The sequence below is a fragment of the Enterobacter cloacae complex sp. 2024EL-00711 genome, assembly GCF_047529885.1.
GTDB lineage: Bacteria > Pseudomonadota > Gammaproteobacteria > Enterobacterales > Enterobacteriaceae > Enterobacter > Enterobacter ludwigii.
In genome coordinates this window covers 176,254-202,405 of the sequence record NZ_JBLIZC010000003.1, presented here as the reverse complement: position 1 = coordinate 202,405, position 26,152 = coordinate 176,254, and the positions used below count along the sequence as shown (strand labels likewise).

The following is a 26,152-nucleotide window of genomic DNA, read 5'->3' as shown; positions in this document are numbered from 1 at the left end:
TCTTTTTTGTGCGGCATATGTCATGCGATGAGGACAATCTACGCGGATAATGACATAGTAAAAAGACACAAAAACCGTCAAACGAGGTAGGACATGAAACCGGGCTATCACGCTATTTATACCCGCTATCGCGACAACATCACGCGTGGCGTGCTAAAGCCTGGCGACAAAGTCCCCGCCATTCGCGTGCTGGCGGAAGAGCTGAAGGTGGCGCGCAAAACCGTTGAAACCGCCTACGCCATCCTGACGGGCGAAGGGTATCTGGTAAGCCAGGGGGCACGCGGCACGCGGGTCAATCCGGACCTGTTACTGCCCGCGCAGCACGCCCCTGCGGAGCAGACCACCGGCACGCTTCCGGCCTCGCTGATCGGCCAGCGCGAACGGGCAGGTTTTCTGCGCCCCGGCATTCCCTCCCTCGACAGCTTTCCCTATAAAAAATGGCTGCTGCTTTCAGGCCAGGCGACGCGCGCCATGCGCCAGGAAGAGATGCTGAATCCGCCCGTGCTGGGCTGGTATCCGCTGCGCCAGGCGATTGCCAGCTACCTTAATATTTCACGCGGGCTCGCCTGCACCGCCGAGCAGGTGCTGATCACCAGCGGCTACAGCGGTAGCCTGCGCCTGATCCTCGATACGCTGGCCAGCCGCAGCGACAAGGTGGTGTTTGAAGATCCGGGCTACTTTATGGGCCAGCAGTTGCTCAAGCGGATCGTGCCGCGCCTGCACACCGTGCCGGTCGATCGCGCCGGGATCGATACGGAATACCTGCTGCGCCACCATCGCGATGCCCGCTTCGCCATCGTCACCCCGTCGCACCAGAGCCCGCTGGCGGTCACCCTCTCTCTGCCGCGTAAACAACAGCTTCTCGACTGGGCGAGTCAGAACGAGGCCTGGATTATTGAGGATGACTACGACGGGGAATTTCACTACACCCGCAAGGTGCTGCCGTCGCTAAAAAGCCTCGACCGGCACGACCGGGTCATTTTTATGGGCACCTTCAGCAAAACCATTATGCCGTCGCTGCGCATGGGCTACGTGGTGATGCCCGCCAGCACCCTCGGGGCGTTTACCGACTGCGCGGACATCGTCACCAGCGGCCAGCCGGTGCTGACGCAAAAGATCCTCACCGCCTTTCTCAACGAAGGCCATTTTTTCCGACATCTTAAGAAGATGCGGGCCCTGTATCAGACCCGGCGGGAGTGGATGATTAAGGCTTTACAGGAGGTGTATGGCGACCTGTTTTTCACCGAGCAAAACGACGGTGGAATGCACATCGTGGCATTCCTTTCGAAGGGGAGTTGTGACCGGGAAATCGCGCACTGCTGGCAAGCGCAGCAGCTGCAGGTTAACGCGCTCTCGGAGTGGTATCGCGGCTCCGGCAAGCGTTACGGACTGGTGATGGGCTATAACAACGTGCGCACGTATCAGGAGGCGGTGGCACTCCTTGAAAGGCCAAAACAAGAAACGCTGGAATTACTACTCTGAAATCAGATAGCTATCCACGCCATAAAAGAACGTGATAAAGATACAATCTTGAGCCTTTTTTATATTTCTAAGGAAAAGAAAATGAAAGCCATTCTGGGATTTGACTACTTATTAACGCCACGCGTGCTGGTCTTCTTCTACTGGATCGTCATGCTGGTGATTTTGATTGCCGGCGTGTATTCCATGTTTACCGACCATCTGATCACCGGATTTATCGGGATGATTTTCAGCCTGATCGGCTGTCGCGTGACGTTCGAACTGATCATGGTTGCGTTTAAGAATAACGAATATCTGCGCCGCATCGCTGAAAACACCGCGGTGAAATCAGTCGAATAATCTCTCCGTTGCGCCGGGTAGGGGTTTCTCCTTACCCGGCCAGCGCCGACCCTGCCCGCTTACACATCATAGCGCGACAACCCGACATCCTTGAGCTGCTCGTCACTCATCTTGCTCAGGATGCGACGGGTGCGGTGAATACGGTACCAGTTGCGTAGCGTTTTGCCGATCCAGACAAAAACAATAAACGGACGTTTTGAACGGTTCTCGTAAAATTCCATGATGCTCTCCTCACTGTGCCAGTAGCGTTATCATCGTGGAATTCAGGGCGTACAATACAGATTCAAAAACATCTTTTGTTTAACATACAGATCCGCTAAAACTGTATCTGCATGCCGTTTTTTGCGGCAATCTGTACTGGTTTTACAATCTGTATGGTGAAAACAAAGGATACAGCATGACGCGCTACCAACATCTCGCCAACCTTCTGGCGGAACGCATTCAACAAGGGCTGTATCGCAGCGGTGAACGTCTGCCGTCGGTGCGCGCGCTGAGCCAGGAGCATGGCGTTAGCATCAGCACCATACAGCAGGCCTACCAGATCCTCGAAAATCTGCAGCTGATCACGCCTCAGCCACGATCCGGCTATTTTGTCTCGCAACGTAAGGCCATGCCGCCCGTACCGGCAATGACGCGTCCGGTGCAGCGTCCGGTAGACGTCACCCAGTGGGATGAAGTGATGATGCTGCTGGATGCCCGTGCCGACAAAGAGATGATCTCCTTTGGCGGCGGCTCGCCGGACGTCAATCAACCGAGCCTGAAACCGCTGTGGCGTGAAATGAGCCGCATCGCGCAGCACAATCCGGGCGAGATGCTGAGCTATGACGTGCTCGACGGTCGGCTCGAGCTGCGCGAGCAGATCGCACGGCTGATGCTGGACGGCGGCTCTACCGTGGCCGCGAATGAGATTGTCATCACCAATGGCTGCCACGGCGCGCTGTCGATTGCCCTGCTCTCGATATGCAAACCGGGCGATATTGTGGCCGTGGAATCCCCGTCGTTTCACGGCACCATGCAGATGCTGCGCGGGTTCAACATCAAAGCCATCGAAATTCCCACCGATCCCGAAACCGGGATCAGCATTGAAGCGTTAGAGCTGGCGCTGGAGCAGTGGCCCATTAAAGCGGTGATCCTGGTGCCCAACTGCAATAACCCGCTGGGTTTTATCATGCCGGAAGCGCGGAAGAAGCAGGTGCTGGCTCTCGCCCAGCGGCACGATATCGTGATCGTGGAGGATGATATTTACGGCGAGCTGGCGGCGGAATACCCGCGCCCGCGCACCATTCACTCCATGGACATTGATGGTCGCGTACTCCTGTGCAGCTCGTTTACCAAGACCGTGGCACCGGGCCTGCGCGTCGGCTGGATTGTGCCGGGGCGCTATTACGACCGGGTGATGCACATGAAATACGCCGCAGGCGGCTTTAACGTGCCGGGAACGCAGATGGCGGTGGCGGCGTTTATTCGCGACGGCCATTATCATCGTCACGTTCGCCGTATGCGCCAGATTTATCAGCAGAATATGGAAACCTATACCTGCTGGGTGCGGCAGTACTTCCCGGCGGAGATCTGCGTGACGCGCCCGCAGGGCAGTTTTTTGCTGTGGGTGGAGTTACCGGAAAATGTCGACATGGTGTGCGTCAGCAAGCAGCTGTGCCGGCTGAAGATCCAGGCGGCAGCCGGGTCGCTGTTCTCTGCATCCGGCAAGTACCGCAACTGCCTGCGGATCAACGTTGCGTTACCGCCAACGGAGAAGCATCGCGAGGCACTGAAGAAGATGGGTGAGGCAATTGTGATTGCGATGGAGGAGTAGTGCGGCCTGATGCCCTCCTCCACCAGGCCGGGCAAGGCGTCACCGCCGCCCGGCACTGTCACCGATTCAAAACGTCCATGAAACGCTGCCAACGATACTGCGTTCCGCGCCGAAATAGCAGTAGGAGAGCGAGTTACACGCCGCCACATAGCGTTTATCGGTCAGATTATTGACGTTCAGCTGCGCGCTCATACCCGTGAGCCCCACCTTCGACAGGTCATACCCCACCACCATATCCACCAGCGTATACGACGGCAGCGTATGGGTGTTCTGGCGATCGCTGGTAATGCCGTTGACGTAACGAACGCCGGAGCCGACGGTCAGGCCGTCCAGCGGGCCCGTTTTCACGTCGTAGCTGAGCCAGGCACTGGCCATATTCCGCGGCGCATAGACGGCGCGCTTGCCCTCCTCTTCCGGGCTGCTCTTCTTGTAACGAATGTCGGTATAGGTGTACGCCGCCTGCATGCGCAGGCTGTCGGTCAGTTGACCCACCGCTTCCAGCTCAACGCCCTCGGACTCGATTTCACCGATGGAACGGTACGGATCGGTCGGCTCCTCTTTGGTGGCGATATTCTTCTGGTTGATGCGGAACACCGAGGCGCTGAACTGGCTGTTCATCCCCTCGGGTTCATACTTCACGCCCGCTTCCCACTGCTTGCCTTTCATCGGGTCCAGAATGTTGCCCTGCTCATCGGCGAAGCTGGTCGGCGTAAAGGCCGTGGAGTAGCTGACGTACGGCGCGACACCGTTATCAAACAGATACAGCAACGCCGCGCGGCTGCTGACGTTGTTCTTATCCAGGTCGCTGCGGGTATGGTTAACGTTATCAACGTTCGACACGCTTACCTGGTCATAACGCCCGCCCAGCGTCAGGCGCCAGCGGTCAATGGACATCTGATCCTGCAGGTAGTACCCGGTCTGGCGCAGCTTATGTTTTTCCTTGCTGTACTGGGTGATGTAATCCGGTTTCGCACCGTAAACCGGGTGGAACGCGTCGATGGGCGGGAAACCGCCGTAGTAGCCGGTCACGTTATTGGTACGGTCCTGATAATCCAGGCCGATCAGCACGCGGTGGTTAACTGCCCCGGTATCGAAACTGCCGTCGACCTGGTTATCCAGCGTGATGGCATTCATCTTCTCGTCAGAACCGGAATAGCCGCGGTTGAGCTCGGTATCGTTCAGCCAGCCCGCGGCATATACCTGATTCAGATCCACTTTGGTGTGCAGATAGCGCAGCTTCTGGCGCACCGTCCAGCCGCTGTCGAACATGTGCTCAATGTTGTAGCCCACCATGTTTTCCCGACGATCGTACTTGTCGTAGTCATCCTCACCTTCAAAGAAGGTGTTGGTGATTTTCTTACCGTTATGCGGCACCACGGTGCCGTCATAAGGCAGGCCGGAGTGGCTCCCCCCTTCCGGATCGCGGTGCAGATAGGCCATAAGATCCAGACGCGTGTTATCAGTGATGCGCCAGGTCAGGCTCGGCATCAGCGCGTAGCGCTCTTCCTTCAGCGGATCAAACTGGGAATCGGCATAGCGGGTCATCCCGCTGAGGCGCACCGCCACGCGGTCGTTATTATCGACCGGACCGGTAACGTCGAACATCGCCCCGCGCTGGTTATTGTTCCCGGCAAATAGCTTAATCTCCCCGCCCGGATCGAACGACGGCTTGCGGGAGGTCAGCGCCACGATACCGCCCGGCGATGAACGGCCGTACAGCACGGAGGCCGGGCCACGCACCACCTCGATATTGTCGAGGAACCAGGGATCCACCACCAGCGAGCTGTGAGAGTTGGTGTCTCCCATCATCTTCAGGCCGTCGAGGTAGACGTTATCCAGACTGCCGTCGGAGAAACCGCGCAGCACCATGTAGTCGAAGCGGTTTGACGCGCCAATCTGGTTGCTGTAAACCCCCGGCGTGTAGCTCACCGCCTGGCGCACGCTGGTCGCACCCTGCTCTTCAAACTGCTCGCGGGTAACGATAGAGACCGACTGCGGAGTCTCTATATCCGGCGTTTCAAGCTTGGTGGCAGCAGATTGCATCTGTGACGTGACCACAACGGTGTCCGTTTTTTGGGCATCCTGCGCCAGTAAAGGAAAAGCGACGCTACCGGTAACCCATCCCACCAGCAGTGCCAGACGTGATTTAGCAAACATAACCCTCTCCAAAGGTATTTCTTATTGTTAATAAGAATTATTACCTTTTTGAGAGGGCAAACAGCTATGCGCGCCGCCAGGATACGTATGCGCGGTGCTAAAGCGCACGGGTTGCGTTCGCGCGAAGAGAGAAAGTAGGTTAGCGGCGTTTGCACATGTCGCCCGGTGCAATACCGTAATGGCGACGAAACGCGGTAGCGAAATTGGTGGCGTGCTGATAGCCACACATCCACGCCGCCTGCTGCACGCTATAGCCTTCAAGCAGATAGCGACGCGCCAGCGCGAGCCGACATTCACGCAGGTAATCGAAAAGGGTGCAGCCGTAGCGTTGACGAAACTTGCTGCGCAGGCTGCTCGGGCTCATGGCGGCGAGGGCGGCCAGCTGCGCAAGAGTATGATCCTGCTCCGGAGACTGTTCCAGCCTGCTGCGCACGCGTTCAAGACGCGCATGCTCAGGCCGGCACGGGAAGGATTGCTGGCGCTGCGCCAAACCCTGGCCCAGAAGCTGATACATCAACCCTTCCAGCAACAGCTGACGGGATAATGCGCTTAGACCCTGCTGCTGAGCATGCTGGATCCCCGCAAGGACAAACTCAGGAACGTGCCAGACCAGAGTGGGCGCATTCAGGCTTTGCCATTCCTGGAGCAGCGACTCAAGCAGGGTCTCGCGCCTGGCATCGTGTGGGAATAGACCAAACGAGAGCGTTTTCAGCGTGCTGTCGGCATCGTGACGCGCGCACATTATCTGCTCTTCACTCAGGCGGGAGCTGAAGGCCATGCCGGATCGTACGACATATTCAACGCCATTAAGCGCGATCGTGACGCCCCCTTCCAGCACCACCAGCATATAGAGTGGGCTGCTATGGCGAGAGGTGGTTTCGTAAGGTTGTAAAACGCGAACGTTGGAGTGGGTCAGTGAAATGCCGGATGAAAGCGTCATCTCTTCCACATTCCCCTGCAGCACGGCGCGGTTGTTGACCTGCGCATCTTTTAACTGCGGGAACCGGTAGTCGATGCCGTAGCGCTCACCGAATATCTGAAAATCCTCAACAAAAAACAGGCGTTTCGCTGATCTATTTTCACGCTGGAGCATATGACGGTGCCTGCATCGGGGAAAGGACAAACGAAACAGTACCATTCATTGGTGGTGGCAGCAATCACTGGGCATAAAACGTATTACGCTCCGGTCTGAGCCGGAGCGAAGAAATATATTTCAGTTAAAGAGATATATTTATGCTTGCTGCCACTCAGCAAAAACCTCTTTATGGTTTTTGGTCAGGACAACTTTATTATCATCCACTTTGTCCACCCAGCCGAGCGGTATAAAGTGGTGCTTCCCACCGGATTCCGGATCGCTTTTCGCAAGCTTGATGCGCTCACCATCCAGATGGTCCACAACACCGACGTGTGTTCCGCAGCTGGCGACAACCTGAGCGTGATCCATAATTGCGTTTTTATCTACCATAATAATTCTCCCGTTTTGGTTATTTGGCCGTTGCACGGAATTAACTGTAGCGCATAAATTTGGCTTACGGGCGCTTATTAGCATTTTGAAACATCATTGACACAACAGGATATTATGACTACCGCGAGGCATAGCGAAGCATAATGAAAAAATAAGAATAAGATGAATTATTCTCGCAGTTTATTTTTTATTTCATAATTACATTATCGCAACCAACGAGGAGGCATTAATGACGATTCGTAATATTCGTAATAATCGTACAGAAATTTCACTGGCTCTTGGTGAAGCGGTTTTAGACATTGTGCAAAAAGGCCACGAGCTGTCGCGTGAAAATCTGGCGCAGGCGATGAAAACAAAAGCAGAGAAGGAGCGCGACGATGAGCGGCTCCTGAATTACTGGAAAGCCTGTAATATGCTGGTCTGAACGAGGCGGCGTTTAGCCTGGCTAAACGCCGCCAGCCGTTACTCGTCGAAGAACCAGTAGCCCTGGTTAATCAGTCCGGTCAGTTCGTCAATAAACGCCGGATTGTTCAGCGCCTCGCCCAGCTCAGCCTGACCGAGTTCCGTGTAGCGACACAGCACGTCCGCAGCCTTCGCATCTACCGTTTCCAGCAGTTCGCTGTTGATGAAGACGCTGCCGTTGATATTCAACACGCGCAGACCGCTCAGGCGAGACAGCGTTTCGCCGCCCTGCAATGCATCAAGCACTTCTTCTGCCGTGTACGGCGGTTCCGCGGTGGCAATATCCAGCTCATGGCGCGGCGTCGAGACAAAGCTACCGAACCATTTCGTGAAATCATCAGGCTTGCTGATCATGTCGATCATCATCTGGCGAATACGATCCAGCTCGTACTGTTCCACGCGTCCAGGGTGTTCGCGGCAGGTCAGATCCGGATCGCTGTAGTGCTCGCCGCCCAGATCGTTTTCCAGCGCGTAATCGGCAAAGCTGCTGATCAGATCGCGGCCGTTCGGCCCGCGGAAACCGACGGAGTAGTTTAGCGCCGTTTCGTGGGTAAAGCCGTCGTGCGGGAAGCCAGGTGGAATGTAGAGGATATCGCCCGGGGCCAGATCTTCGTCGATGATCGGCTCAAACGGATCAACGTGCAGCAGCGCCGGATGCGGGCAGAACTGGCGCATTGGCAGCTTGTCACCCACGCGCCAGCGGCGGCTTCCCATCCCCTGAATGATAAACACATCGTACTGATCGATATGCGGGCCCACGCCGCCGCCAGGGACAGAGAAGGAGATCATCAGGTCATCCAGACGCCAGTCTGGCAAGACGCGGAACGGGCGCACCAGCTCCGCTGCAGGCATGTGCCAGTGGTTCACCGCCTGCGCCAGCAGCGACCAGCCGGTTTCACCCAGGCCATCGAAGTGCTCAAACGGACCATTGCTGGCCTGCCATTTACCGTTGGAATGGCTGACCAGACGGCTATCGACTTCAGGCTCCATCGCCAGCCCTGCCAGTTCGTCCGGGGTAATCGGGTCGACAAAATCAGGGAAGGCATTTTTCAGCACTACGGGTTGTTTCTGCCAGTATTTTTCAAGAAATTCCGGCCAGTTCAGGTTCAGTTGATACGCCATGGGTAGCACCAGTGAGAGGGTAAACAGGCGCGATTATAGGGGAGACGGTCAAGGGGGAACTTGTCATGGGTCAAACGAGAGGAGAAGGCCGGCGCAAACGTCCGGCCCTGAGGGATCAATCCAGCTTCAGATCGTCATAATGCGTAATCAGTTTACCCACAATGCCGTAGTCCAGCGCTTCTGCCGGAGACATCCAGAAGTTGCGGTCGGTGTCTTTTTTCACTTTTTCCAGCGGCTGGCCGGTGGCGTCAGCAATCAGCTTGTTCACGCGATCCAGCATGCGGATGATCTCACGCGCTTCAATCTCAATATCCGTCGCCTGACCACGCACGCCACCCAGCGGCTGGTGGATCATAAAGCGGGTGTTGGGCAGAGAGTAGCGATGTTCTTTTTTCGCCGCCAGGAAGATGGTGATCCCGGCGCTCGCCACCCAGCCGGTGCCGATGATGTGTACGTCCGGACGGATAAACTTGATGAAGTCATGGATGGTATCACCCGCTTCCACGTGGCCACCCTGGCTGTTGATGTACAGCTTGATCGGATCGTTGCTCACGCTTTGCAGCAGGATCAGCTGGGTAATGACTTTTTGCGCCAGTTCCTGGTTGATCTCACCGGAGATAACAATCGAGCGGGACTCGAGCAGTTTTTGCTGCAGCGCGCCCGCGCCGTTTGACCCTTCCGCTTTATCCTTATCGCCTTCTTTCAGTGTGTAGTGCATTGTTATGTCCTCAGCATTTAGCGCTCAAAACCAGAGTGTAGCCTGTTTTACCGGTCAAAGTCCTCAGGCGCGCACAATGCGAACATCCTGCGCCGCAAACGCGTCGATAACGTCCTGTTTAATATTCGCGTCCACCACCAGCACATCAATGTCCCGGCTCTTTGCCACGACAAAGCGCGCCACGCCGGGAAGCTTGTCAGCGGTCAACGCCACGATGGTCTGGTTGCTCTGGGCGATCACCGCTTTTTTGAACGCACAGTCGGCAAAATCAAAGCCGGTCAGCCCCATCTCAGGATCCATCGCACAGCCACCGATAAAGGCCTGATCAAAGATGATCCCCTCAAGCTGGCTTGCAGCCGTGGCACCCACCGTCGCGCCAGACGCCCGCTGGATTTGCCCGCCGGTGATGATCACCTCGCACAGCGGATGTTGCAGCAGCGCGGTCGCGATGGCCGGGGAGTTGGTCACCACCGTCACGCTGAGTTCGGCAGGAAGGGCTTTCGCCAGCGCCAGGTTGGTGGTGCCCGTATCCATAAAGATACAGCCACCTGCTTTGATCAGCGTTGCCGCTTTCTGCGCGATTGTGGCTTTTTGTGCACTGTTCTCCTGCTCACGGCGGCTAAATGCCCCCGCATCCGGCAGCTGAAGTACCGCGCCACCGTAGACCTTTTTACAGAAGCCCTCTTTGCTAAGCTCATGTAAATCACGGCGAATGGTATGCTCGGAGACCTTCATTTGTGTCGCCAGTTCGGTGCACACCACCCTTCCGCTCTCCTGAAGGATCTGACGGATCAGCGCTTGTCGTTGCTCCGGAAAAGCAGCATAATCGAGCATTATAAGTCCTTTAAAATAACAAAACCGAGCATCAAAGCGCATAATGTTGCACTGCGCGTGCTCTGTCAATCAGCACTCACCGCGAGGATAACAATGAACATTGCCCATGTTGCACTCTGGACCCGACACCTTGATGCACAGGTACAGTTCTGGGAAACGGTTTTTGGCGGACGCCGTAATGAACGCTACCTCAGCAAAAATCGCCCGGGCTTTGCGTCACATTTTATAACCCTGGATGGCGGGCCAACCCTTGAACTGATGACGGTGCCGGACCTGCCCGACGCCCCGGCTCATCCGGAGTTTATTGGCTGGGCACATATCGCCATTCACGTTGGCAGCCAGGCTGATGTGGACCGTATGGCGGCGCAGGCGCAGTCAAACGGCACCCTGCTCAGTGCCCCCCGCATGACCGGGGATGGGTTTTATGAGGCGGTGATTGCGGACCCGGACGGCAACCGGATTGAGCTCACAGGAGAGTAAAAGACATAACGCCTGCCATGCAGGCGTTAATGTTTAATTCACCGTGGCCGGGCGCGCCAGATTTTCCTCGCCCTCACGTTGCTGCGCTTTCTCGTGCTGACGCTCCGCCAGCAACCGGCAAATCTCCGCATGCTTCTCCTCGGTAAAGGTAAAGCGCGACATAAACCCAAGCCGGATCAGCGAGCCGATGGCCGGCAGCAGACAGATACCAAAGAACAGCCCCGACAGCACGCCGTCACTCTGGGTTTGTGCCTGCGGGACATAGCCGATCATCGTCAGAAACACGCCGATTAACCCACCGCCGACCGCCACCGACATCTTGCCGGTAAAGGTCTGTCCGGAGAAGGTGATCGCCGCACAGCGCTTGTGGGTGTGGTACTCCGCATACTCGATGGTGTCGGCAATCATCGACGAGGTGAGAATGTTGGACATCATCACAAACAGCGTACTCAGGCCAAGCAGGATAAACAGCATCGCCGTCTGTTGATAGCCCACAAACCACATCACCACGCGTACCGCGACATCCAGTCCGCAGAGGATCATAAACAGCTTCCGCTTTTGCATCCTGCGCGTCAGCATCGGGGCGACGAGACACACCACCGCCGCCATAATCCCCATCACGCCGATCGCCATCTGCAGGCTGCCGTCACCCATGTTGTTGATAAAGAAGTAGATGTAGAGGCCGCCAGCCACGTTATGGAACACGCAGAAGAAGAACGACAGCAGCACGATAAACAGCGGCTTGTTCTGGCGCAGGTTATGGAAAGTGTCACGTATCGTCACCTTTTCCGGACTCGGCGGCACACGCTCCTTAATCTGCATAAAGCCGTTGAGCATCAGCGGCAGGCCGACCAGCATCATCACCAGCGCCGCCATAAAATAGCCTTTGTCGTTGCTGTACTGGGCGAAGAACGCCGCCAGTTTCGGGAAGAAAATATTGGCGCAGGCGATCCCGGCGTTAACCCCCAGCATGGCCGCCGTCACCGCGCGGGTGCGCTGCCCGGAGTCGTTAGTCATCACCGACGACATCGACCAGAACGGGATATCAGAGATGGCGTACAGCGTTCCCCACAGAATGTACGTCACCCCGGCGTAGAGAATTTTGGTGGTCATGTCCGCTTCGATTTTATAGAACGACAGCAGCGTGACGCCGGTAATGAGTAACGGGGCGATCAGCAAAAAGTGGCGAAACTTGCCGAACCGGGTGTTAATGGTGTCCATTATGCTGGCAAATAGCGGGTCGTGAACCGCATCCCACGCGCGGGCAATCAGGAAGATGGTACTCGCCGCCAGCGCCGAAATCCCCAGCACGTCGGTGTAAAAATAGTTAATAAACGAACCCACTAAACCAAAGCTAAAACATTGACCTAATCCATAACCAAAATAAGACCACAACTCGCGAGACGGTATTTTCATTGTCATTGCCATAGTGCGTACCTGGTTGCCCGGCGGCAGACCGCCGGGTCGATATTATTAGCCCTGCGCTTTCGGGGCGATCTTACGGAGCTTCTTCATTAAGGCCATTTCACTGCGCGAGAACGGGATACCGTTCTCCTCAAAGACGTCGTGAAACCAGAGGCGGCAGTAGTCCGTAGACTCCTTCATCACCACCGGCCACGGCAGCCACGTCTGGGTTTTACCGCGCACCAGCCCCCACTGATACGGCGCGACCTTCGCCGTGTACATCAGCGGGAGCTGCTCCTCAATGGTGCTGCCCACGTGGCGGGCCAGCCATTCGGTGCAGAAGATTGGCCGCCCAAGCGCCTGCAGCTGCTGGATAATCGCGGTCATGCGTCCGGTGTTGGTGTAAGCGTGGAAGCTCACCACGTCGGATAGCGCCAGCGCGGTTTGATCCAGCGGATGCTGATAAAACGTCTCGCCCTCCTCTTCCGCCGGCAGACGCCACGCGCAGACGGTGAGCGGCTGAGTGGGATCCTCTTCACGCACCCACCGGAACGCCAGCTTCATCAGCTCATGCGCGCAGGTCTCCAGCTTCGCGTCGTACTGCACCTCCTGCGTACCGGTCGCAAAAATACCGCGGTTGCCCGGCTCGTTATACAGATCCCACAGCAGTACGCGCTCATCGTCGCGGAACTGGCGGATAACGTCGCGGATATAGCGCTCAATCTGCGGCCAGCAGTCGGGATTGCAGACTTTATCGCGCCCCGGGCTCGCTGCCGCCTGGCTGTTGTGCTTGCCCGGCACCGGAGGTTTTTGCGGCCCCAGATACGGTTCATCGCCGGAGAAACCGCAGTCGTCCATCAGGGTCAGCATTGTGCTGAACCCGTGGCTGTCGGCCATCGCCAGAAACGCGTCGATGCGCGCCATCAGGCCGTCGCGGTCGTGTTCCCAGACAATAAACGGCAGGTTGATGCGCAGGGTGTTGTAGCCCGCCTCCGCCGCCCAGCCCAGTTCACGATCGATGGTGCTGATATCAAAGGTCTCTTCCTGCCAGATATCGGTCCAGTTCACCGCCGTTGACGGTAAATAGTTAAACCCACACAGCCAGCCTTTTTGTTCATACCACGCCTGTGCCTGCTCCCTGCTCCACTGCTCTTTCATTACGCGTCCTCTTACTGATAATATTTAGCTAATAAATATTAGTTGCGGGATAAATGCGCAATTCATGACGCTCCGAAAAGCGACAGCCTTCACAAAGTTCATGCAGGCGCGAATAAGAAACGTGATCGACGGCGCGTAAGCGAACAGTTAGGGTATGATGCGGTGTCGCGAGAGGGAGAGGACGGATGAAGCGAAAAACAAAAGTCACGATGAACGATATTGCGCGGGCAGCGGGGGTGTCGCAGGCGACGGTATCGCTGGTGCTCAACCAGTCCCGTAACATCAAGCTCAGTGACGAGACCCGCCAGCGGGTGATCGGCGTGGCGACCGAGCTCGGCTACGACCGCCTGCCTGCCATTCACGCCCCGCGCAACCAGGAGGAAATCGCCCTGCTGGTAAGTTCCCTGCAAAGCTTTGATCCGTTTATCGATGCCATCAGTCAGGCGCGGGAAGCCGCATGGCGCAACGAAGCGCTGCTGACGGTGTACGACTACGGTGATGACGTAGAGCTGGCGCTGAACATTATCCGCCAGCTGGAGAAGCGCAACTGCGTGGGGATTATCCTCGCCTCCCCCGTTACCACCCTTGTCGACATGACCGCTTTTCAGGACTGCACCCGCATTCCACTGGTGCTGCTCAATCAGCGCGATCCCGGCTCGCCGCTGCTGCCGTCGTTTATTCCGGACGACTACGCCAACGCCTTCCAGGTGACCAAACACCTGATCGCCTGCGGTGCAACGCGTATCGCCCACATCACCGGCGAGAGCTGGATGGAGGCCTCCCGCCAGCGGCTGGCCGGCTATCAGGCCGCCTTACAGCAGGCCGGTTTAGCATGTGACGAGAGTCTGGTGCGCCAGACCAACTGGCAGTTCAGCGAATCCTTTACCGCCACCACCTCTCTGCTGGCGCTGGCCGAACGCCCGGACGCCATCTTCTGCGCCAGCGACTGGCTGGCGATCGGCTGCTATCAGGCGCTGGCGGTAAACGGCGTGCGCATCCCGCAGGATATGCTGCTGGCGGGCTACGACGACCAGAAGATCTCCGAGCAACTCACCCCACCGCTGACCAGTATCCAGCTCCCCTACAGCGAACTGGGACGGCTGGCGGTGGAATACCTGTGCAATCAGGAAGATGCCGCCACCCATGTGACGCTGGCGGGCAGGCTGAAGGTACGGACATCAAGCCTCGTCTGAGGTGAAGACCATTCCGGCATAGGGTTTCTCCCGGCACGCCGCCAGCCGCGCGGCGAGGCTGCCCACGTGCAGCTCCAGCTTGTGCCCGTCCGGGTCGAGAAAATAGAACGATGCCCCCTCGCTTTTGTTCTGCTTCCAGACGGTAACGCCCGCCTGCTCCAGCTTGTGCGAGAACGGCTCAAAATCTTCCGCCGCAACGGTAAACGCGTAGTGGGTATAGTCGCTCTCCTGCGGCGGCACGTAACCGCGCGCCTCGTCGTACGACAGGCAGACCCACAGATCGCCGCAGGTGAGATAGGCCCCGGTATTCCAGCGGGCGTGCAGCGTCAGCCCCAGCAGCTCGTGCCAGAAGGTAACGCTTTTTTGCAGGTCGCTGACCGCGAGGGTCAGATGGTTGAGTGATTGCAGCATGACGTGCCCTTTTGTTTTTTGCGCCAGACGTGGTACGGTAACTTCATGAACATAAACCACGCCGTGCTCACCGTAAACCGCTGGTGGCTGCCTTCTTAAAGGCGGCACGGAGTAGTTTTCCCCATTTTCAGATAGCCGCCGAAAGGCGGCTTTCGCATTTCTAAGACCCCTTTCGGCACTTGCACATTAAGGAGTCTTTATGAACGTTCAAACCATCCTCACCGGCGACCGCCCAACCGGCCCGCTGCACCTGGGTCATTTCGTCGGTTCGCTGCGCCAGCGCGTGGCGCTACAGCAGACGCATAACCAGTATGTCTTGATTGCCGACCTGCAGGGGCTGACCGACAACGGCAGCAACCCACAAAAAATCCGCGACAACATCCCTGAAGTGCTCGCCGGCTACCTCGCCGCCGGCATCGACCCGAACCTGACGACACTCTGCCTGCAGTCCGCCCTGCCCGCTCTCGCCGAGCTGACAATGTTGTATATGAATATCGTCACCGTCGCCCGCGTCGAGCGTAACCCGACGGTGAAAAACGAGATCGCGCAGAAAGGCTTTGCCCGCTCGCTGCCGGTCGGTTTTATGGCCTATCCCATCAGCCAGGCGGCGGACATCACTGCGTTCAAAGCCGAGTGCGTCCCCGTCGGCGACGACCAGCTGCCGATGATTGAACAGACCAATGAGATTGTGCACAAGATGAACAGCCTGTTGCCTGCCCCGGTGCTGCGCCACTGCAAAGCGATGCTCAGCGACACCGGCCGCCTGCCCGGTATCGACGGCAGCGCCAAGATGTCGAAATCACTGGGCAACACCCTGCACCTTTCCGCCAGTGAAGAGACGATTCACCGTGCGGTCAGCGCCATGTACACCGACCCGAACCACCTGAAGGTGAGCGACCCGGGGCAGATTGAGGGAAACGTGGTGTTTACCTACCTCGACGCGTTTCATCCGGACAAAGCCAAAGTGGCAGCGATGAAGGCGCATTATCAGGCGGGCGGACTGGGTGACCGGGCATGCAAGAACGAGCTGGAGGCGTGCCTGCAGGAGCTGATTGCACCGATGCGGGAACGCAGAGCGATGTACATGCAGGATAAAGGGGAGCTGATGGCGATGCTGAAGCGCGGCACGGAACGGGCGCAGGCGGTGACACAGGGGACGCTGAGGGAGGTGAAGGTTGGGCTGGGGGTGCCGGTGTTTTGAACTCGCGATTACAGTCGTCTTCTCCTCAGTCGACGCCTGCATCTGTGGCCTTCACAACCAGAACCACCGCACTCTCGCAGCAGTGGCGGCGGTAGTGAGTCTGGAGGGATGGCGTCAGGGGATATCTCTACCGATGCGGCTAGCCGCCCTGCTCAATGGTCTGGACGGCGCTGATATCCAGGATGTGAACAAAACATGTTCTCACCCTGTTTAGCCCTTTTTCACCTCGTAATCCGGTAGCGAGAATCGAGTGATAAAGTTATTAAGTGCGTTGGTATCAGGTAACGCGGTCAGCGCCCCTTTGCGCGTTGTCGCGAGGGCACCGCAGGCGCTGGCCTGAGCAATGGACTGGTGGAGTTGTTCAACATTCTGCGGCATCCCGCGATGTGCAATCCAGGCCAGCAACCCTGCGACAAACGCGTCGCCAGCCCCGGTTGTATCAACACTGTTGACGGTATAACCGTCGAAATGAATAACGCTGTCGCGCCACAGCACCATGGCACCTTGCTCACCGTAGGTCACGACTTTGAGTTGCGCGGGCAGAGCGTTGAGGGCGTTAAGCGCATGGGAAAAATCGTGAGAGCCTGTCATCCAGTGCCACTCTTCTTCCGAGAGTTTAAGAATGTCGGCCTGGGCGGCGAAATGACGCACCGTCTCGAGCATTTCATGCTTATCGGGCCACATTTGCTCCCGTAAATTCACGTCGAAACTCAGTAATCCCCCACGCTGTTTTACATGGTTGATGGCGGTGACGAGCGTATGACGACACGTTTCGGCGACCAGGGCCAGAGAGCAGAAGTGCAGAATATCGTCGCTAAAACCGGGCAGCGCATCGGGCGTTAAAAATTGATCCGCGGAGGGGTTGGTTAAAAACGTAAATCCACGCTCGCCAGCGCGGCCCAGAGAGACCAATACCGTGCTGGTTCTGTGCTGATTATCCCACTGCAGACTTTCGGTTGAAACGCCTGCGTCAGACAGCGTTTTCTTCAGAAAATAACCAAAGTCATCCTCACCAACCCGGCCAATAAAACCACTCTGGCAGCCCAGACGCGCAGCGCCAATTGCCACATTGAACGGGGCACCTCCTGCGCAGGCCTGATATTGCATGTCTGAAAGCGGTAGAAGATCCACCACTGCATCGCCAAGAGTCCAGATATTCATGACATTTCCTCAATAATAATTAACTTTTTAAATGTGACCTGCGGGAAGGTCACTTTTTTAATAGTGCTTAAGCGTGAACAGGTGCCATGGATTATCCAGGCATACGGTTTAAAAGTTATAATCCAGCATCAGCTTATATTCGGTGGTAACAGCCTCACCGTGGGTCACCCAGCTTCCGTCCTGTTTTATCAACGAGCCAGTAACTTCTCCCGACACGGTAAAGCGAGAGGTCAACGGATAATTTGCCGATACCTTCAGGAAGCGGTTGCGGGTATTCTGGAAGACTTCGCCATCTTCAGGCTGCGCATTGTATTTCTTATAATGGCCATACCCGCCGCTGAGCGTTGTGGATAATTTCCCCCAGTTGCGCCAGACGCCGACAGACGTGGTCCAGCTTTTTTCGTCAATATCGCCCCATTGCGCCCTGTCTAAAATGGCAGAGGCAAATTGCTGGCGGAACCAGACGCCGGTGGTGTTATTAATAATATATTGCACGCCAGGCTCAATCTGAAATGAACGCACGTCGCGGTCATTTTGCGATCCACCGCTGCGGCGGTGATCGATCTGCTGATACAAATAGTTAAAGAATGAGAAATTGTCCGTAACCCGAAGATCGGTAAAGAACTTAACGCGGCCTTGCCAGCGGTCCTCGATTGAGGCGCTTCCCCCCATGACATCCCAGCCATAGCGCAGACGTTTGTAAAAATATTCATGGCCGATGATCAACTGAGTCCACTGGTTTTGGCTGAGGTAAGACTGATCCTCCCACGTCCCGTTATAGTGGGTGGTTCTGCCCTCAGAGAAAGCCAGATACCAACCGGGTAACGCATCGTGTCGCATCACGCCTTGTACAAACGTCAGTGAATCATTCCCGTTGTGGAAATGGCTGTTACGCCAGTTATTGTCCTCAATGGCATATTTCATCTTCAGTTGACCATGAACGCGGCCACCGGCAGGATTGGAGGAGCGGGCTGAGGTCCACATAACCTCTTCATCCAGATAGGACCACGGGTCCACGGCAACAACCTTTCCCGAGGGGTCCTTCATGATGCTCATGCTCGCATTCGCCAGCGCGGGAAACAGAAGAGCAAAAATAATAGACAGGGCATGATAGTTTTTCATAATAATATCCCGTTAAATCATTTCTTTTATTTTCAACGTCGCGTGAAAATGGTCGTTTTGAGGCAGGCTAATACTCCACGGCTTCTCCTGCATGGAATACATCCGGGTACTGAATGCCGCTTTATTGTTTATATAAAAGACAGCAATTGAGTTTTGAATGAGAACGCGTAACTCAATTTTTTCCCCGATCGGAACATCTACCCAGGATTCCGCGTTAGCCTGATGAATCGACGCGAGCGGCGCGTTGAAAAAATAGACTTTTCCTTTGCTCTTATTGAACACAACGTTCAGCATCGCATCACTGACTCTGTCGTCGGTCAGACCAAAGCTCATCACCATTCCGGCAGAAGGAACATCGATGGTTGCGCTCAACTCACCGCGTTCAGGCAAGGCCGGGTACAGCGCCGACTGTAAGGGGCCGAACGACGTGGCCGTTTTAAGCGTTTTAGTGCTCGTTAAGGCGGTTACCGGACCAGGATTCTCACTGATGACCTTCTGAAGCTCCTGGGGCAGGATGCTGTTGAGCTGGCCCTGATCATCTGCGATGAGCTCATGAGCAACCAGATTCCCTGCCCAGTCAATATTGCCGCTGTCACGGTGACCGGCTTTCGTCGGGATCCAGCCGAAAACAAACAGGCGATCGTTTTTGAGAACCAGTTTACCCGCGTAAAAACCCGAGCCGTCGACCACATAATTGTCCAGTTTCCGCCACGGCCCCTCCGGATTATCCGCAACCCGGTATTGTGTCAGGCGTAACGGCCATTGGTCGCTAAAGCTGAGATACCAGCGTCCGTTGAAGTAAACCAGTGTCGGGCATTCGAGGTTGGCGTTGCTGGTGATGGTGTCGTTATCAAAAAATACGCCGCGATCTTCCCAGTGCGTTAAATCCGTTGAACTGTACCGGGCAATAACCCCACGACCGTTACTGCGCGTAGTAATTAACATCCAGTATTCTTTCTTTTCCTCAACCCAAACGACGTGAGGGTCCCGGAAATCATTACCCCGATAGTTACCGCCGGGCAAAATGGTGTCCTGCGGGTGTTTCACCCAGTGAAGGCGGTCCTTACTGGTCGCGTGCATAATAGACTCAACCGGGAACACATTTTCATTGTGTGCGGTGTACCAGGCATGCCAGGTATCGCCGACTTTAATAATCGAACCGGTTCCCAATAACAGTTCAGGATCGTCAACATCGTTAACGTAGGGGATCACTTCGGAATGGTTCTGATAATCATACAAGTTGGCACTCGACAAGAGATGAAAAGCATGTACCCCCAGATCGCTGCCGCCGCGGACATCATTAAGATAATAAATATCAAATTTGTCATCGTTAAAAACGGGCATGGGGTCGCCCACAAATGAACCGTCAACCCGCGGGAAAAAGCCATTAATATGGGTGATACTTTTATTCTGTAATGTTTCTTTCGAAGGCTGCGCCCAGGCAGGATTATTGCCGAGTGAAAGCGCAAGCAGCGCGACAGATGCCGCAACTATTAATTTTTTCATGCTACACCTGAATGTCAGAAGTTATAATTCACGCCAACCACGGTAAACGGGTTCCATGAGTGACCGGTCGATGTCCAAAGCCCGGTTTCTTTCGTAAATTGTGCTTTGAATTCACCGTATAATCGCACTTCACCAAATACCGGATAACTCAGCGTGCCCCCGATAAACTTATACCGACCGTCATAGAAAACTTCGCTGGCATTGCTGGCGTTATCTATTTTGTCCTGGCCAAATCCAACATACAGGGAGGTTAATAATGGATACCAGTTTCGCCAGAGCCCGGCCGTGACTTTCCATTCTTCTTCGACAATATCGCCCCAGCTCTGACGTTCCTGGCGGTTATGGTAATAATAGGGTCGCAAATAGAGTCCGAGATCCGGATTCACGCGGTATTGAATGGCTGGCTCAATTTCGAAAATGTACTGCTCCAGATCGCCATTCCCCGGTTCGTTACCCTGAGGCTGATATTCGCCATACGCGTATCCGGCCAGGCTCCATTTGCTGGACAGTCGCAGGTCCTGCCAGACTTTGAACCGGTTTTTCCAGCGTTTCGTTGCCGTTTCGGAGCCGACCATAACTTCCGTACCGATATTCCCTCGCCAGGTTTCGAAAATATGGCCCACAAAAAATTCATTTATAGTATTGGTGCCTTGATAGTCCTGATTACTGAACTGTCCTTTATAACTGTCTTCTCTGGCATTCCAGAAACCGAAATACCAGTTAGGCAATTCATCGTGCCTTAAAAAAGCCTGAATGGTGGCGAGTTTAAACTTGCCGCTGTTTTTCTTATTATTGCTCCAGCGAACATCGTCAATTTCTATCTGAGACCCGATGTTTCCATGCAGGCCACCCACTTCCATATTACGACCGATACTGTTCCAGTGAACCGGCGGGTCTTCCTGCCTTAAACGCAACAGACTGACGTCTTCGGGGTTATCCCCTTTAGAACGCTTTTTCACTTCCGCTTTTTTATTCTCCGTTTGCGCCGATAACGTCACGGGTTTTGGCGAGGTCGTGAGTTCAGGTTGTTGACCTGCAGCAACCGGAGAAGACGAAGCACGAAGGGACGATTGTTCATTACCGTTATTGGCTGATGATACACTCGTACCGTTGGTGTCTGATTCATCCTGAAAATAGCTTTGATAGTTTCCTGTAACGTCTTCAGCAATGGCAGGAAATGCCGCTAATGTCACCATTAATGCCAGCGTCTGTTTTCCTGGAACAAATATGTTTTTATCTTTCGCGGTAATGCAATTTTGAGGTATTACGCTTTCATCCATTTTGCTCTCTCATTATTCCAGACAATAACATGCCAGCCAGAGACTGGCAGAAATAAAAACTCACCCTGCAAGAAACGGGTCGGAACGGAGAATTATTTATCTAAAGACCAGTATCCCGCATCGTATAATGAGGCCACACCCTGATTTGCAAACAATGAAATATCGCGCTCGCCCGGCTGCGGATAAATACGACTGCTTAAGCAAGCGTCACCATCGTTAACAAAAACTTCCACCGATGAGCGGTCGATAAAAATTCGCAGTGACAGAACGCTGTCCGCTGGTAGCGGAATACTGCGCGTGCCTTCCAGCGAATATTCCGGATAGCGACGCTCCACCACCAGACGCCCGGCCTGATCGTCGACGTAAATTCTCAGCCCGTCGCCCAATGCGATACCAAACTGTTCAGCCGTCGATGCGCTCAAATCCCATGCCAGCTGTACTTCGACCGCGTCGGCATCTGCCGCGACAAGGACGTTCTGATTGTTCAGGCAGCGGACGGGCGTGGGATAATAGCTGCCACGCAGCGCGGTCACTTCGGCAGCCGGTTTCATTCTCACCCGGCCATCGACAAGGCTTAATTCGCGCGGAAGCGAGAGCATTCCGGCCCAGCCATCCTGCTGTTCGGGCATCGGTGATTCCCACATATCCAGCCACCCGATGACAATGCGTCGGCCATCCGGGGTCACGAAACTCTGCGGGGCATAAAAGTCGTGGCCATGGTCCAGCTCAGTAAATTGTCCGCTGTGGGTGAACGGTTGACCTGGCTGCCAGTCCCCAAGTAAATAGCCACTCTGGAACAGGTTGCGATAGTGATACCCTTCCGCCGCCATGCCCTGCGGCGAGAACATCAGGACACGCTTCTCTCCCAGGGTGAAGAAATCCGGGCATTCCCACATAAAGCCCTTGCCTGCATCAGCCTCGGCGAAAATACCCTCGTCATGCCATTCGCGGAGATCGGTGGAACGGTACAGGCGCACCTGGCCGGTATTTTCCACGCGGGAGCCGACAACCATGTACCAGAACTCACCTTCGCGCCACACCTTCGGATCGCGAAAGTGATGCAGTCCGGGCGGTGTATCAATCACCCTGCCGTGCCGTTCAAAATGGATGCCGTCACGACTGGTCGCCAGACACTGCACCTGGTAGAGGTTGTCGTCTGTGTCCGACGGGCCGTGAAATTTATGTCCGGTATAGATCAGCGCCAGCGTATCGCCATCCACCACGGCGGAGCCGGAGAAACAGCCGTCTTTGTCCGCCGGGCCTTCCGGCGCTAGCGCGACGGGCAGATGTTCCCAATGCACCAGATCTTTGCTTCGGGCGTGCCCCCAGTGCATCGGCCCCCATTTCGGGGAATAGGGATGGTGTTGATAAAAGGCGTGATACCAGCCGTCAAACCATACCAGGCCATTAGGATCATTCATCCAGCCTGCGCGAGGGGCGAGGTGATAGCGCGGATACCAGCGCGGATTAATCCCGGATTGTGCTTTTTCAAGCACCTGTTCAGCCTGTTCTAATAAGGATGTCATCGTCTTTACTCTCAGTACATTACACAGCGTTTTGCTGCAGAAAAGATGGCTCAGATGAGGATTTAGTTGAGCGCAAAAGGAAAATGGAAATAAACGTGGTGCTGAACACCATGATGCCCATGATCAGATAGGATTGGGCGAAGCCAAATCTCTCATAGCTAAAGCCTGCCAGCGGGGACAAGACGGTGCCAATGACGGAGCTGGTGCAGGCAAATCCCACCAGATAAATGGTGGAGGAGAGACGTTTGTCGAAATTCAGGCTGTTGTATTTAAATATGGCGACTAACAATATTGGCAGTTCGACCGCGTGAAGCAGTTTGGTAATGGAGATAAGCAAGGGGCCTTCCACCAGCCCGGAAGCAATCATGCGCAGCGCCATCACCATACCTGCGAATATCAGGCCATTTTTAGCGCCAATGCGATTAACCAGCCACGGCGCACAAAACATACCCGCGGCCTCGAGAAAGACCTGGAAAGAGTTTAAATAGCCAAACATCTCGTTCCCTTCTCGTAATGTCGGGAACTGTGACGAGAAATAGACCGGGAATTGCTGATCGTATACGCCGTAAATGCAGGTTCCGACCACGAAGAATATCAGCGCCCAGAAGCGCGGCAGAGTCAGCAGACGCAGGGCGTCTTCCAGAGAAACTTTTTTAGCGCCAATTTCGAGTTTCTCCATGCTTGCCGGCGCGGCCACCTTTAAGCGGGCCAGCAGACAGAAGAAGATTAACCCTGAGCAAGAGGCCACCAGGAAGTTAAGGTCAGGGTTGATATTAAACAGTAACCCGGCAAAAAACGTGGCGACCGCCCAGCCCAGAGACCCCCACATGCGTGCCCGCCCAAACTCAAAGGTACTCTGACGCGCAACGCGCTCGGTATAGGACTCCAGAACGCCGATACCGCCATTAAACGTCAGCCCGATAAATAAGCCCCCGAATACGCTGCCCAGCAGAATATTAACGCTCAGCAGGTAGCTAAAAAGCAGATAAGCCGGGCCAGAGAGGATCAATAACGCGGTGATAAACCATAACAAATGTTTGCGCAGACCGAGTCGGTCCTGGATAAAGCCATAACAGACCTGTGCGAAGAGCGCGGAGACGGATAACACGGAAAAAATAATGCCGGTTTCCGATGCCTTTAGCCCCACTTCCTGGTGAAGCCAGATTGAGAGAAGTGAACTTGATGAGGACCAGGTCACAAAGAAAAAGAACAGCAGAGCGCTGAGCAGCATGTAACTTCGAGTAGGCCGTTTTTTCATCTACGTAATCTCGCATGAAGGATATGCTAAGATGGTAACGTTAACATTTCAGGCATACACTTGGTTTTGATGTGATACTCGATGTTAATCACAAAAGTTAACGTTAACATTAATGTGTTGAGATCATGCTCAAACTTTTGAGTGTGACTTGCGTAACCCTGGGCGTCGGTGCCTAGAATAGGACATTCGCATTGGCTCACAACACCTTACCGGGTCGAATGCATTCAGATAATGGAAAGCTATGGCGTCTTTAAAAGATGTGGCCAAACTGGCCAATGTATCGCTCATGACGGTTTCCCGGGTGCTCAATGACCCGAAACGCGTAAAGCCTGAAACTCTGTCCCGGGTGCAGGAGGCGATCCTGCAGTTAAATTACGTGCCTGATCTCTCAGCCCGGCAGGTGCGTCGTGTCGGCTCCCGCAACAAAACCATCGGCGTGCTGGCGCTGGATACCGTCACCACCCCTTTTTCGGTAGAAATCACGCTGTCTATCGAAGAAACCGCGCGGGCGTATGGCTGGAACAGCTTCGTGGTGAATATGTTTACCGATGATAACCCTGACGATATTGTCGACCTGCTGCTCGCCCACCGGCCCGGGGGGATCATTTTCACCACCATGGGGCTGCGTGAAGTGAGCATCCCGCCCCGGCTACTGGAGCACCCTTGCGTTCTGGCCAACTGCGAGAACACGGGAGAACCGGTTGCCAGCTATATACCTGACGATGAGCAAGGCCAGTATACGGCCGTACAGGCCTTGCTGGCGGCGGGATACAGCCGCCCTCTCTGCCTGCATTTACCTGTCAACCATCTGGCGACGCGTCGCCGCCGTCAGGGGCTTGATCGCGCCTGCCGTGAAGCCGGTATCGATCCTGATACGCTTGAGCACTGCTATATGCAATTCGGCGATGAGCACTACCGGGATATTCCGGAGATGCTGCTGGCGCATATCGTTCAGGGGAAACCGCAATTTGATTCAGTCATCTGTGGTAACGACCGTATTGCCTTCATGGTGTATCAGACGCTGTTAACGCAGGGTATCCGAATCCCACAGGATATTGCCGTTCTTGGCTACGATAATCTTGTCGGCATCGGAAATTTGTTTTTACCCCCGCTATCCACGGTCCAGCTGCCGCATTATGAGATTGGGCGCTTAAGTACCCTGCACATTATCAATGGCGACACCCACCGGGATAAGGTGCTGGTCGAGAGCCCCTGGCTCAGGCGCGAATCCTGTTGAGCAAGGGAGGCCGCATACCGACGACCTTTTGACAGTCACCTGGGGACATTATGCAAAACGAATTTTACTGGATAAACGAACCTGCCGAATGGCATAGCGAGAACAACACGTTATCGGTCGTGACTGACGACCACACCGATTTCTGGCGCTATACATGGTACGGATTCGAGCGTTTCTCGGGCCACATCTACGCGACTGACGCGGCGGGTGATTTCACGTTTCAGACTCAAATCCGCGCTGATTTCAGTACGCTCTATGACCAGGCGGGGATCATGCTGATGTCGGACGAGCAACACTGGCTCAAGGCCGGGATTGAATACAATGATGGCGCGCCGGCCATTGGCAGCGTACTGACGTTAAAGACATCCGACTGGGCAACCGGTATCTTCCCGGGTAACCCCCGGAAGTTCTGGCTTCGCCTGACCCGCAAGGGAGACGCGTTGCGGTTACAGTACTCAGCAGACGGGCTGTCGTGGCCTTTGCTGCGTTTATGCCATTTCCCGTCGGGGCCAGTGAAAGTCGGTGTCATGTGCTGCACGCCTGAACGCAGCGGCTTAGCCGTCGAGTTTAGTGATTTCAGTCTCGCTCCGGCCATGGATAAAGCGCTGCACGATCTCAGCTGATTTACATCGCGCCATCCGGCTCTACGATCCGTTGATGGCGCGGCCTGGGCTTCCACCTGGATCACACTTTTCCCACCCGACCATTCCCTTAAAATAAACAGGTGATATTATTCACCCCGTAAATACCTCTCAACTCAACCCGAGGCTTTGATGCTGGAGAATGTCATCATCCGATAATCAGCTCCCCGACCTTTCAGGCCGGA

Annotated in this window: 25 protein-coding genes; 9 read left to right on the top strand and 16 right to left on the bottom strand. The window is 55.2% G+C overall.

Annotated elements, in window-relative coordinates:
* Positions 1–93: 93 nt before the first annotated feature.
* Entirely contained in the window at positions 94–1,482 is a 1,389-nt protein-coding gene (locus ACMVME_RS10965) for a PLP-dependent aminotransferase family protein (RefSeq protein ID WP_014168459.1), read from the top strand.
* Positions 1,483–1,563: 81 nt separating this feature from the next.
* The gene (locus ACMVME_RS10960; RefSeq protein WP_020885330.1) at positions 1,564–1,818 is read left to right on the top strand and encodes a DUF4282 domain-containing protein; all 255 of its coding nucleotides are present in this window, start codon (positions 1,564–1,566) and stop codon (positions 1,816–1,818) included.
* Positions 1,819–1,877: 59 nt separating this feature from the next.
* On the opposite strand, the gene ACMVME_RS10955 is transcribed toward ACMVME_RS10960, so the two are convergent.
* On the bottom strand, positions 1,878–2,039 hold the full coding sequence (locus ACMVME_RS10955) for a DUF1127 domain-containing protein (protein ID WP_014168457.1): 162 nt from the start codon (positions 2,037–2,039) through the stop codon (positions 1,878–1,880).
* A gap of 176 nt (positions 2,040–2,215) precedes the next feature.
* On the opposite strand from ACMVME_RS10955, the gene ACMVME_RS10950 reads away from it, so the two are divergent.
* Positions 2,216–3,631, top strand: coding sequence for a PLP-dependent aminotransferase family protein (locus ACMVME_RS10950; RefSeq protein WP_014168456.1), 1,416 nt, complete (start codon positions 2,216–2,218; stop codon positions 3,629–3,631).
* Between the two features lie 66 nt (positions 3,632–3,697).
* On the opposite strand, the gene foxA is transcribed toward ACMVME_RS10950, so the two are convergent.
* The 3 genes from foxA to ACMVME_RS10935 all read right to left on the bottom strand — a co-directional run bounded on the left by foxA (position 3,698) and on the right by ACMVME_RS10935 (position 7,253).
* Positions 3,698–5,806, bottom strand: coding sequence for a ferrioxamine B receptor FoxA (foxA, locus tag ACMVME_RS10945; protein ID WP_139108128.1), 2,109 nt, complete (start codon positions 5,804–5,806; stop codon positions 3,698–3,700).
* 121 nt (positions 5,807–5,927) lie between these two features.
* Positions 5,928–6,881, bottom strand: coding sequence for a helix-turn-helix transcriptional regulator (locus ACMVME_RS10940; RefSeq protein ID WP_047366566.1), 954 nt, complete (start codon positions 6,879–6,881; stop codon positions 5,928–5,930).
* A gap of 138 nt (positions 6,882–7,019) precedes the next feature.
* Positions 7,020–7,253: a DUF2171 domain-containing protein gene (locus tag ACMVME_RS10935; protein WP_020885334.1), complete on the bottom strand. Its 234-nt coding sequence runs from the start codon at positions 7,251–7,253 to the stop codon at positions 7,020–7,022.
* A 229-nt stretch (positions 7,254–7,482) separates the two neighbouring features.
* Between ACMVME_RS10935 and ACMVME_RS10930 the strand changes: the two genes are divergently transcribed.
* Complete coding sequence (locus tag ACMVME_RS10930; protein ID WP_020885335.1) at positions 7,483–7,677, top strand: DUF2767 family protein; 195 nt, start codon at positions 7,483–7,485, stop codon at positions 7,675–7,677.
* Between the two features lie 38 nt (positions 7,678–7,715).
* On the opposite strand, the gene ACMVME_RS10925 is transcribed toward ACMVME_RS10930, so the two are convergent.
* The 3 genes from ACMVME_RS10925 to ACMVME_RS10915 all read right to left on the bottom strand — a co-directional run bounded on the left by ACMVME_RS10925 (position 7,716) and on the right by ACMVME_RS10915 (position 10,389).
* The gene (locus ACMVME_RS10925) at positions 7,716–8,837 is read right to left on the bottom strand and encodes a cupin domain-containing protein (RefSeq protein ID WP_025205676.1); all 1,122 of its coding nucleotides are present in this window, start codon (positions 8,835–8,837) and stop codon (positions 7,716–7,718) included.
* Between the two features lie 115 nt (positions 8,838–8,952).
* The gene (locus ACMVME_RS10920) at positions 8,953–9,555 is read right to left on the bottom strand and encodes an ATP-dependent Clp protease proteolytic subunit (RefSeq protein ID WP_014168451.1); all 603 of its coding nucleotides are present in this window, start codon (positions 9,553–9,555) and stop codon (positions 8,953–8,955) included.
* 63 nt (positions 9,556–9,618) lie between these two features.
* The gene (locus tag ACMVME_RS10915; protein WP_068795248.1) at positions 9,619–10,389 is read right to left on the bottom strand and encodes a DeoR/GlpR family DNA-binding transcription regulator; all 771 of its coding nucleotides are present in this window, start codon (positions 10,387–10,389) and stop codon (positions 9,619–9,621) included.
* 93 nt (positions 10,390–10,482) lie between these two features.
* On the opposite strand from ACMVME_RS10915, the gene ACMVME_RS10910 reads away from it, so the two are divergent.
* The gene (locus ACMVME_RS10910; RefSeq protein WP_020885338.1) at positions 10,483–10,869 is read left to right on the top strand and encodes a VOC family protein; all 387 of its coding nucleotides are present in this window, start codon (positions 10,483–10,485) and stop codon (positions 10,867–10,869) included.
* Between the two features lie 33 nt (positions 10,870–10,902).
* On the opposite strand, the gene ACMVME_RS10905 is transcribed toward ACMVME_RS10910, so the two are convergent.
* Positions 10,903–12,297, bottom strand: coding sequence for an MFS transporter (locus ACMVME_RS10905; protein ID WP_020885339.1), 1,395 nt, complete (start codon positions 12,295–12,297; stop codon positions 10,903–10,905).
* Positions 12,298–12,342: 45 nt separating this feature from the next.
* On the bottom strand, positions 12,343–13,431 hold the full coding sequence (locus ACMVME_RS10900) for a cellulase family glycosylhydrolase (RefSeq protein WP_068795249.1): 1,089 nt from the start codon (positions 13,429–13,431) through the stop codon (positions 12,343–12,345).
* Between the two features lie 185 nt (positions 13,432–13,616).
* Here ACMVME_RS10900 and ACMVME_RS10895 point away from each other — a divergent pair, with 185 nt between their 5' ends.
* Positions 13,617–14,624 carry a LacI family DNA-binding transcriptional regulator gene (locus ACMVME_RS10895; RefSeq protein WP_068795250.1) on the top strand — a complete coding sequence of 336 codons (1,008 nt, stop codon included), beginning with the start codon at positions 13,617–13,619 and terminating at the stop codon, positions 14,622–14,624.
* On the opposite strand, the gene ACMVME_RS10890 is transcribed toward ACMVME_RS10895, so the two are convergent.
* Positions 14,610–15,035, bottom strand: a complete 426-nt coding sequence (locus ACMVME_RS10890; protein ID WP_025205684.1) for a fosfomycin resistance glutathione transferase FosA2 — start codon at positions 15,033–15,035, stop codon at positions 14,610–14,612. The two genes, ACMVME_RS10895 and ACMVME_RS10890, sit on opposite strands and share 15 nt — an antisense overlap.
* A 199-nt stretch (positions 15,036–15,234) precedes the next feature.
* Between ACMVME_RS10890 and trpS the strand changes: the two genes are divergently transcribed.
* Positions 15,235–16,236, top strand: a complete 1,002-nt coding sequence (trpS, locus tag ACMVME_RS10885) for a tryptophan--tRNA ligase (RefSeq protein ID WP_068795251.1) — start codon at positions 15,235–15,237, stop codon at positions 16,234–16,236.
* 210 nt (positions 16,237–16,446) lie between these two features.
* On the opposite strand, the gene ACMVME_RS10880 is transcribed toward trpS, so the two are convergent.
* From ACMVME_RS10880 to ACMVME_RS10855, 6 genes are all read right to left on the bottom strand, one after another.
* A complete protein-coding gene (locus ACMVME_RS10880) occupies positions 16,447–17,397 on the bottom strand; it encodes an aminoimidazole riboside kinase (protein WP_050737547.1) in 951 nt (316 codons plus the stop codon).
* Positions 17,398–17,505: 108 nt separating this feature from the next.
* Positions 17,506–18,519, bottom strand: coding sequence for an OmpG porin family protein (locus ACMVME_RS10875; protein ID WP_044868508.1), 1,014 nt, complete (start codon positions 18,517–18,519; stop codon positions 17,506–17,508).
* A gap of 12 nt (positions 18,520–18,531) precedes the next feature.
* A complete protein-coding gene (locus ACMVME_RS10870; protein WP_068795252.1) occupies positions 18,532–20,025 on the bottom strand; it encodes a glycoside hydrolase family 32 protein in 1,494 nt (497 codons plus the stop codon).
* Positions 20,026–20,039: 14 nt separating this feature from the next.
* On the bottom strand, positions 20,040–21,305 hold the full coding sequence (locus ACMVME_RS10865; protein WP_050737549.1) for an OmpG porin family protein: 1,266 nt from the start codon (positions 21,303–21,305) through the stop codon (positions 20,040–20,042).
* Positions 21,306–21,397: 92 nt separating this feature from the next.
* Entirely contained in the window at positions 21,398–22,831 is a 1,434-nt protein-coding gene (locus tag ACMVME_RS10860; RefSeq protein WP_050737550.1) for a glycoside hydrolase family 32 protein, read from the bottom strand.
* 19 nt (positions 22,832–22,850) lie between these two features.
* The gene (locus ACMVME_RS10855) at positions 22,851–24,089 is read right to left on the bottom strand and encodes an MFS transporter (protein ID WP_014168436.1); all 1,239 of its coding nucleotides are present in this window, start codon (positions 24,087–24,089) and stop codon (positions 22,851–22,853) included.
* 241 nt (positions 24,090–24,330) lie between these two features.
* Here ACMVME_RS10855 and ACMVME_RS10850 point away from each other — a divergent pair, with 241 nt between their 5' ends.
* Positions 24,331–25,326: a LacI family DNA-binding transcriptional regulator gene (locus ACMVME_RS10850; protein WP_044859407.1), complete on the top strand. Its 996-nt coding sequence runs from the start codon at positions 24,331–24,333 to the stop codon at positions 25,324–25,326.
* Positions 25,327–25,376: 50 nt separating this feature from the next.
* On the top strand, positions 25,377–25,949 hold the full coding sequence (locus tag ACMVME_RS10845; RefSeq protein WP_050737551.1) for a DUF1349 domain-containing protein: 573 nt from the start codon (positions 25,377–25,379) through the stop codon (positions 25,947–25,949).
* Positions 25,950–26,152 lie beyond the last annotated feature (203 nt).

Bases quoted from the DNA above. Each gene is read 5' to 3' on its own strand.
- ACMVME_RS10965 (WP_014168459.1), top strand. From the start codon at position 94: ATGAAACCGGGCTATCACGCTATTTATACCCGCTATCGCGACAACATC.
- ACMVME_RS10960 (WP_020885330.1), top strand. From the start codon at position 1,564: ATGAAAGCCATTCTGGGATTTGACTACTTATTAACGCCACGCGTGCTG.
- ACMVME_RS10955 (WP_014168457.1), bottom strand. From the start codon at position 2,039: ATGGAATTTTACGAGAACCGTTCAAAACGTCCGTTTATTGTTTTTGTC.
- ACMVME_RS10950 (WP_014168456.1), top strand. From the start codon at position 2,216: ATGACGCGCTACCAACATCTCGCCAACCTTCTGGCGGAACGCATTCAA.
- ACMVME_RS10940 (WP_047366566.1), bottom strand. From the start codon at position 6,881: ATGCTCCAGCGTGAAAATAGATCAGCGAAACGCCTGTTTTTTGTTGAG.
- ACMVME_RS10935 (WP_020885334.1), bottom strand. From the start codon at position 7,253: ATGGTAGATAAAAACGCAATTATGGATCACGCTCAGGTTGTCGCCAGC.
- ACMVME_RS10930 (WP_020885335.1), top strand. From the start codon at position 7,483: ATGACGATTCGTAATATTCGTAATAATCGTACAGAAATTTCACTGGCT.
- ACMVME_RS10925 (WP_025205676.1), bottom strand. From the start codon at position 8,837: ATGGCGTATCAACTGAACCTGAACTGGCCGGAATTTCTTGAAAAATAC.
- ACMVME_RS10920 (WP_014168451.1), bottom strand. From the start codon at position 9,555: ATGCACTACACACTGAAAGAAGGCGATAAGGATAAAGCGGAAGGGTCA.
- ACMVME_RS10915 (WP_068795248.1), bottom strand. From the start codon at position 10,389: ATGCTCGATTATGCTGCTTTTCCGGAGCAACGACAAGCGCTGATCCGT.
- ACMVME_RS10910 (WP_020885338.1), top strand. From the start codon at position 10,483: ATGAACATTGCCCATGTTGCACTCTGGACCCGACACCTTGATGCACAG.
- ACMVME_RS10905 (WP_020885339.1), bottom strand. From the start codon at position 12,297: ATGGCAATGACAATGAAAATACCGTCTCGCGAGTTGTGGTCTTATTTT.
- ACMVME_RS10900 (WP_068795249.1), bottom strand. From the start codon at position 13,431: ATGAAAGAGCAGTGGAGCAGGGAGCAGGCACAGGCGTGGTATGAACAA.
- ACMVME_RS10895 (WP_068795250.1), top strand. From the start codon at position 13,617: ATGAAGCGAAAAACAAAAGTCACGATGAACGATATTGCGCGGGCAGCG.
- ACMVME_RS10890 (WP_025205684.1), bottom strand. From the start codon at position 15,035: ATGCTGCAATCACTCAACCATCTGACCCTCGCGGTCAGCGACCTGCAA.
- trpS (WP_068795251.1), top strand. From the start codon at position 15,235: ATGAACGTTCAAACCATCCTCACCGGCGACCGCCCAACCGGCCCGCTG.
- ACMVME_RS10880 (WP_050737547.1), bottom strand. From the start codon at position 17,397: ATGAATATCTGGACTCTTGGCGATGCAGTGGTGGATCTTCTACCGCTT.
- ACMVME_RS10875 (WP_044868508.1), bottom strand. From the start codon at position 18,519: ATGAAAAACTATCATGCCCTGTCTATTATTTTTGCTCTTCTGTTTCCC.
- ACMVME_RS10870 (WP_068795252.1), bottom strand. From the start codon at position 20,025: ATGAAAAAATTAATAGTTGCGGCATCTGTCGCGCTGCTTGCGCTTTCA.
- ACMVME_RS10865 (WP_050737549.1), bottom strand. From the start codon at position 21,305: ATGGATGAAAGCGTAATACCTCAAAATTGCATTACCGCGAAAGATAAA.
- ACMVME_RS10860 (WP_050737550.1), bottom strand. From the start codon at position 22,831: ATGACATCCTTATTAGAACAGGCTGAACAGGTGCTTGAAAAAGCACAA.
- ACMVME_RS10855 (WP_014168436.1), bottom strand. From the start codon at position 24,089: ATGAAAAAACGGCCTACTCGAAGTTACATGCTGCTCAGCGCTCTGCTG.
- ACMVME_RS10850 (WP_044859407.1), top strand. From the start codon at position 24,331: ATGGCGTCTTTAAAAGATGTGGCCAAACTGGCCAATGTATCGCTCATG.
- ACMVME_RS10845 (WP_050737551.1), top strand. From the start codon at position 25,377: ATGCAAAACGAATTTTACTGGATAAACGAACCTGCCGAATGGCATAGC.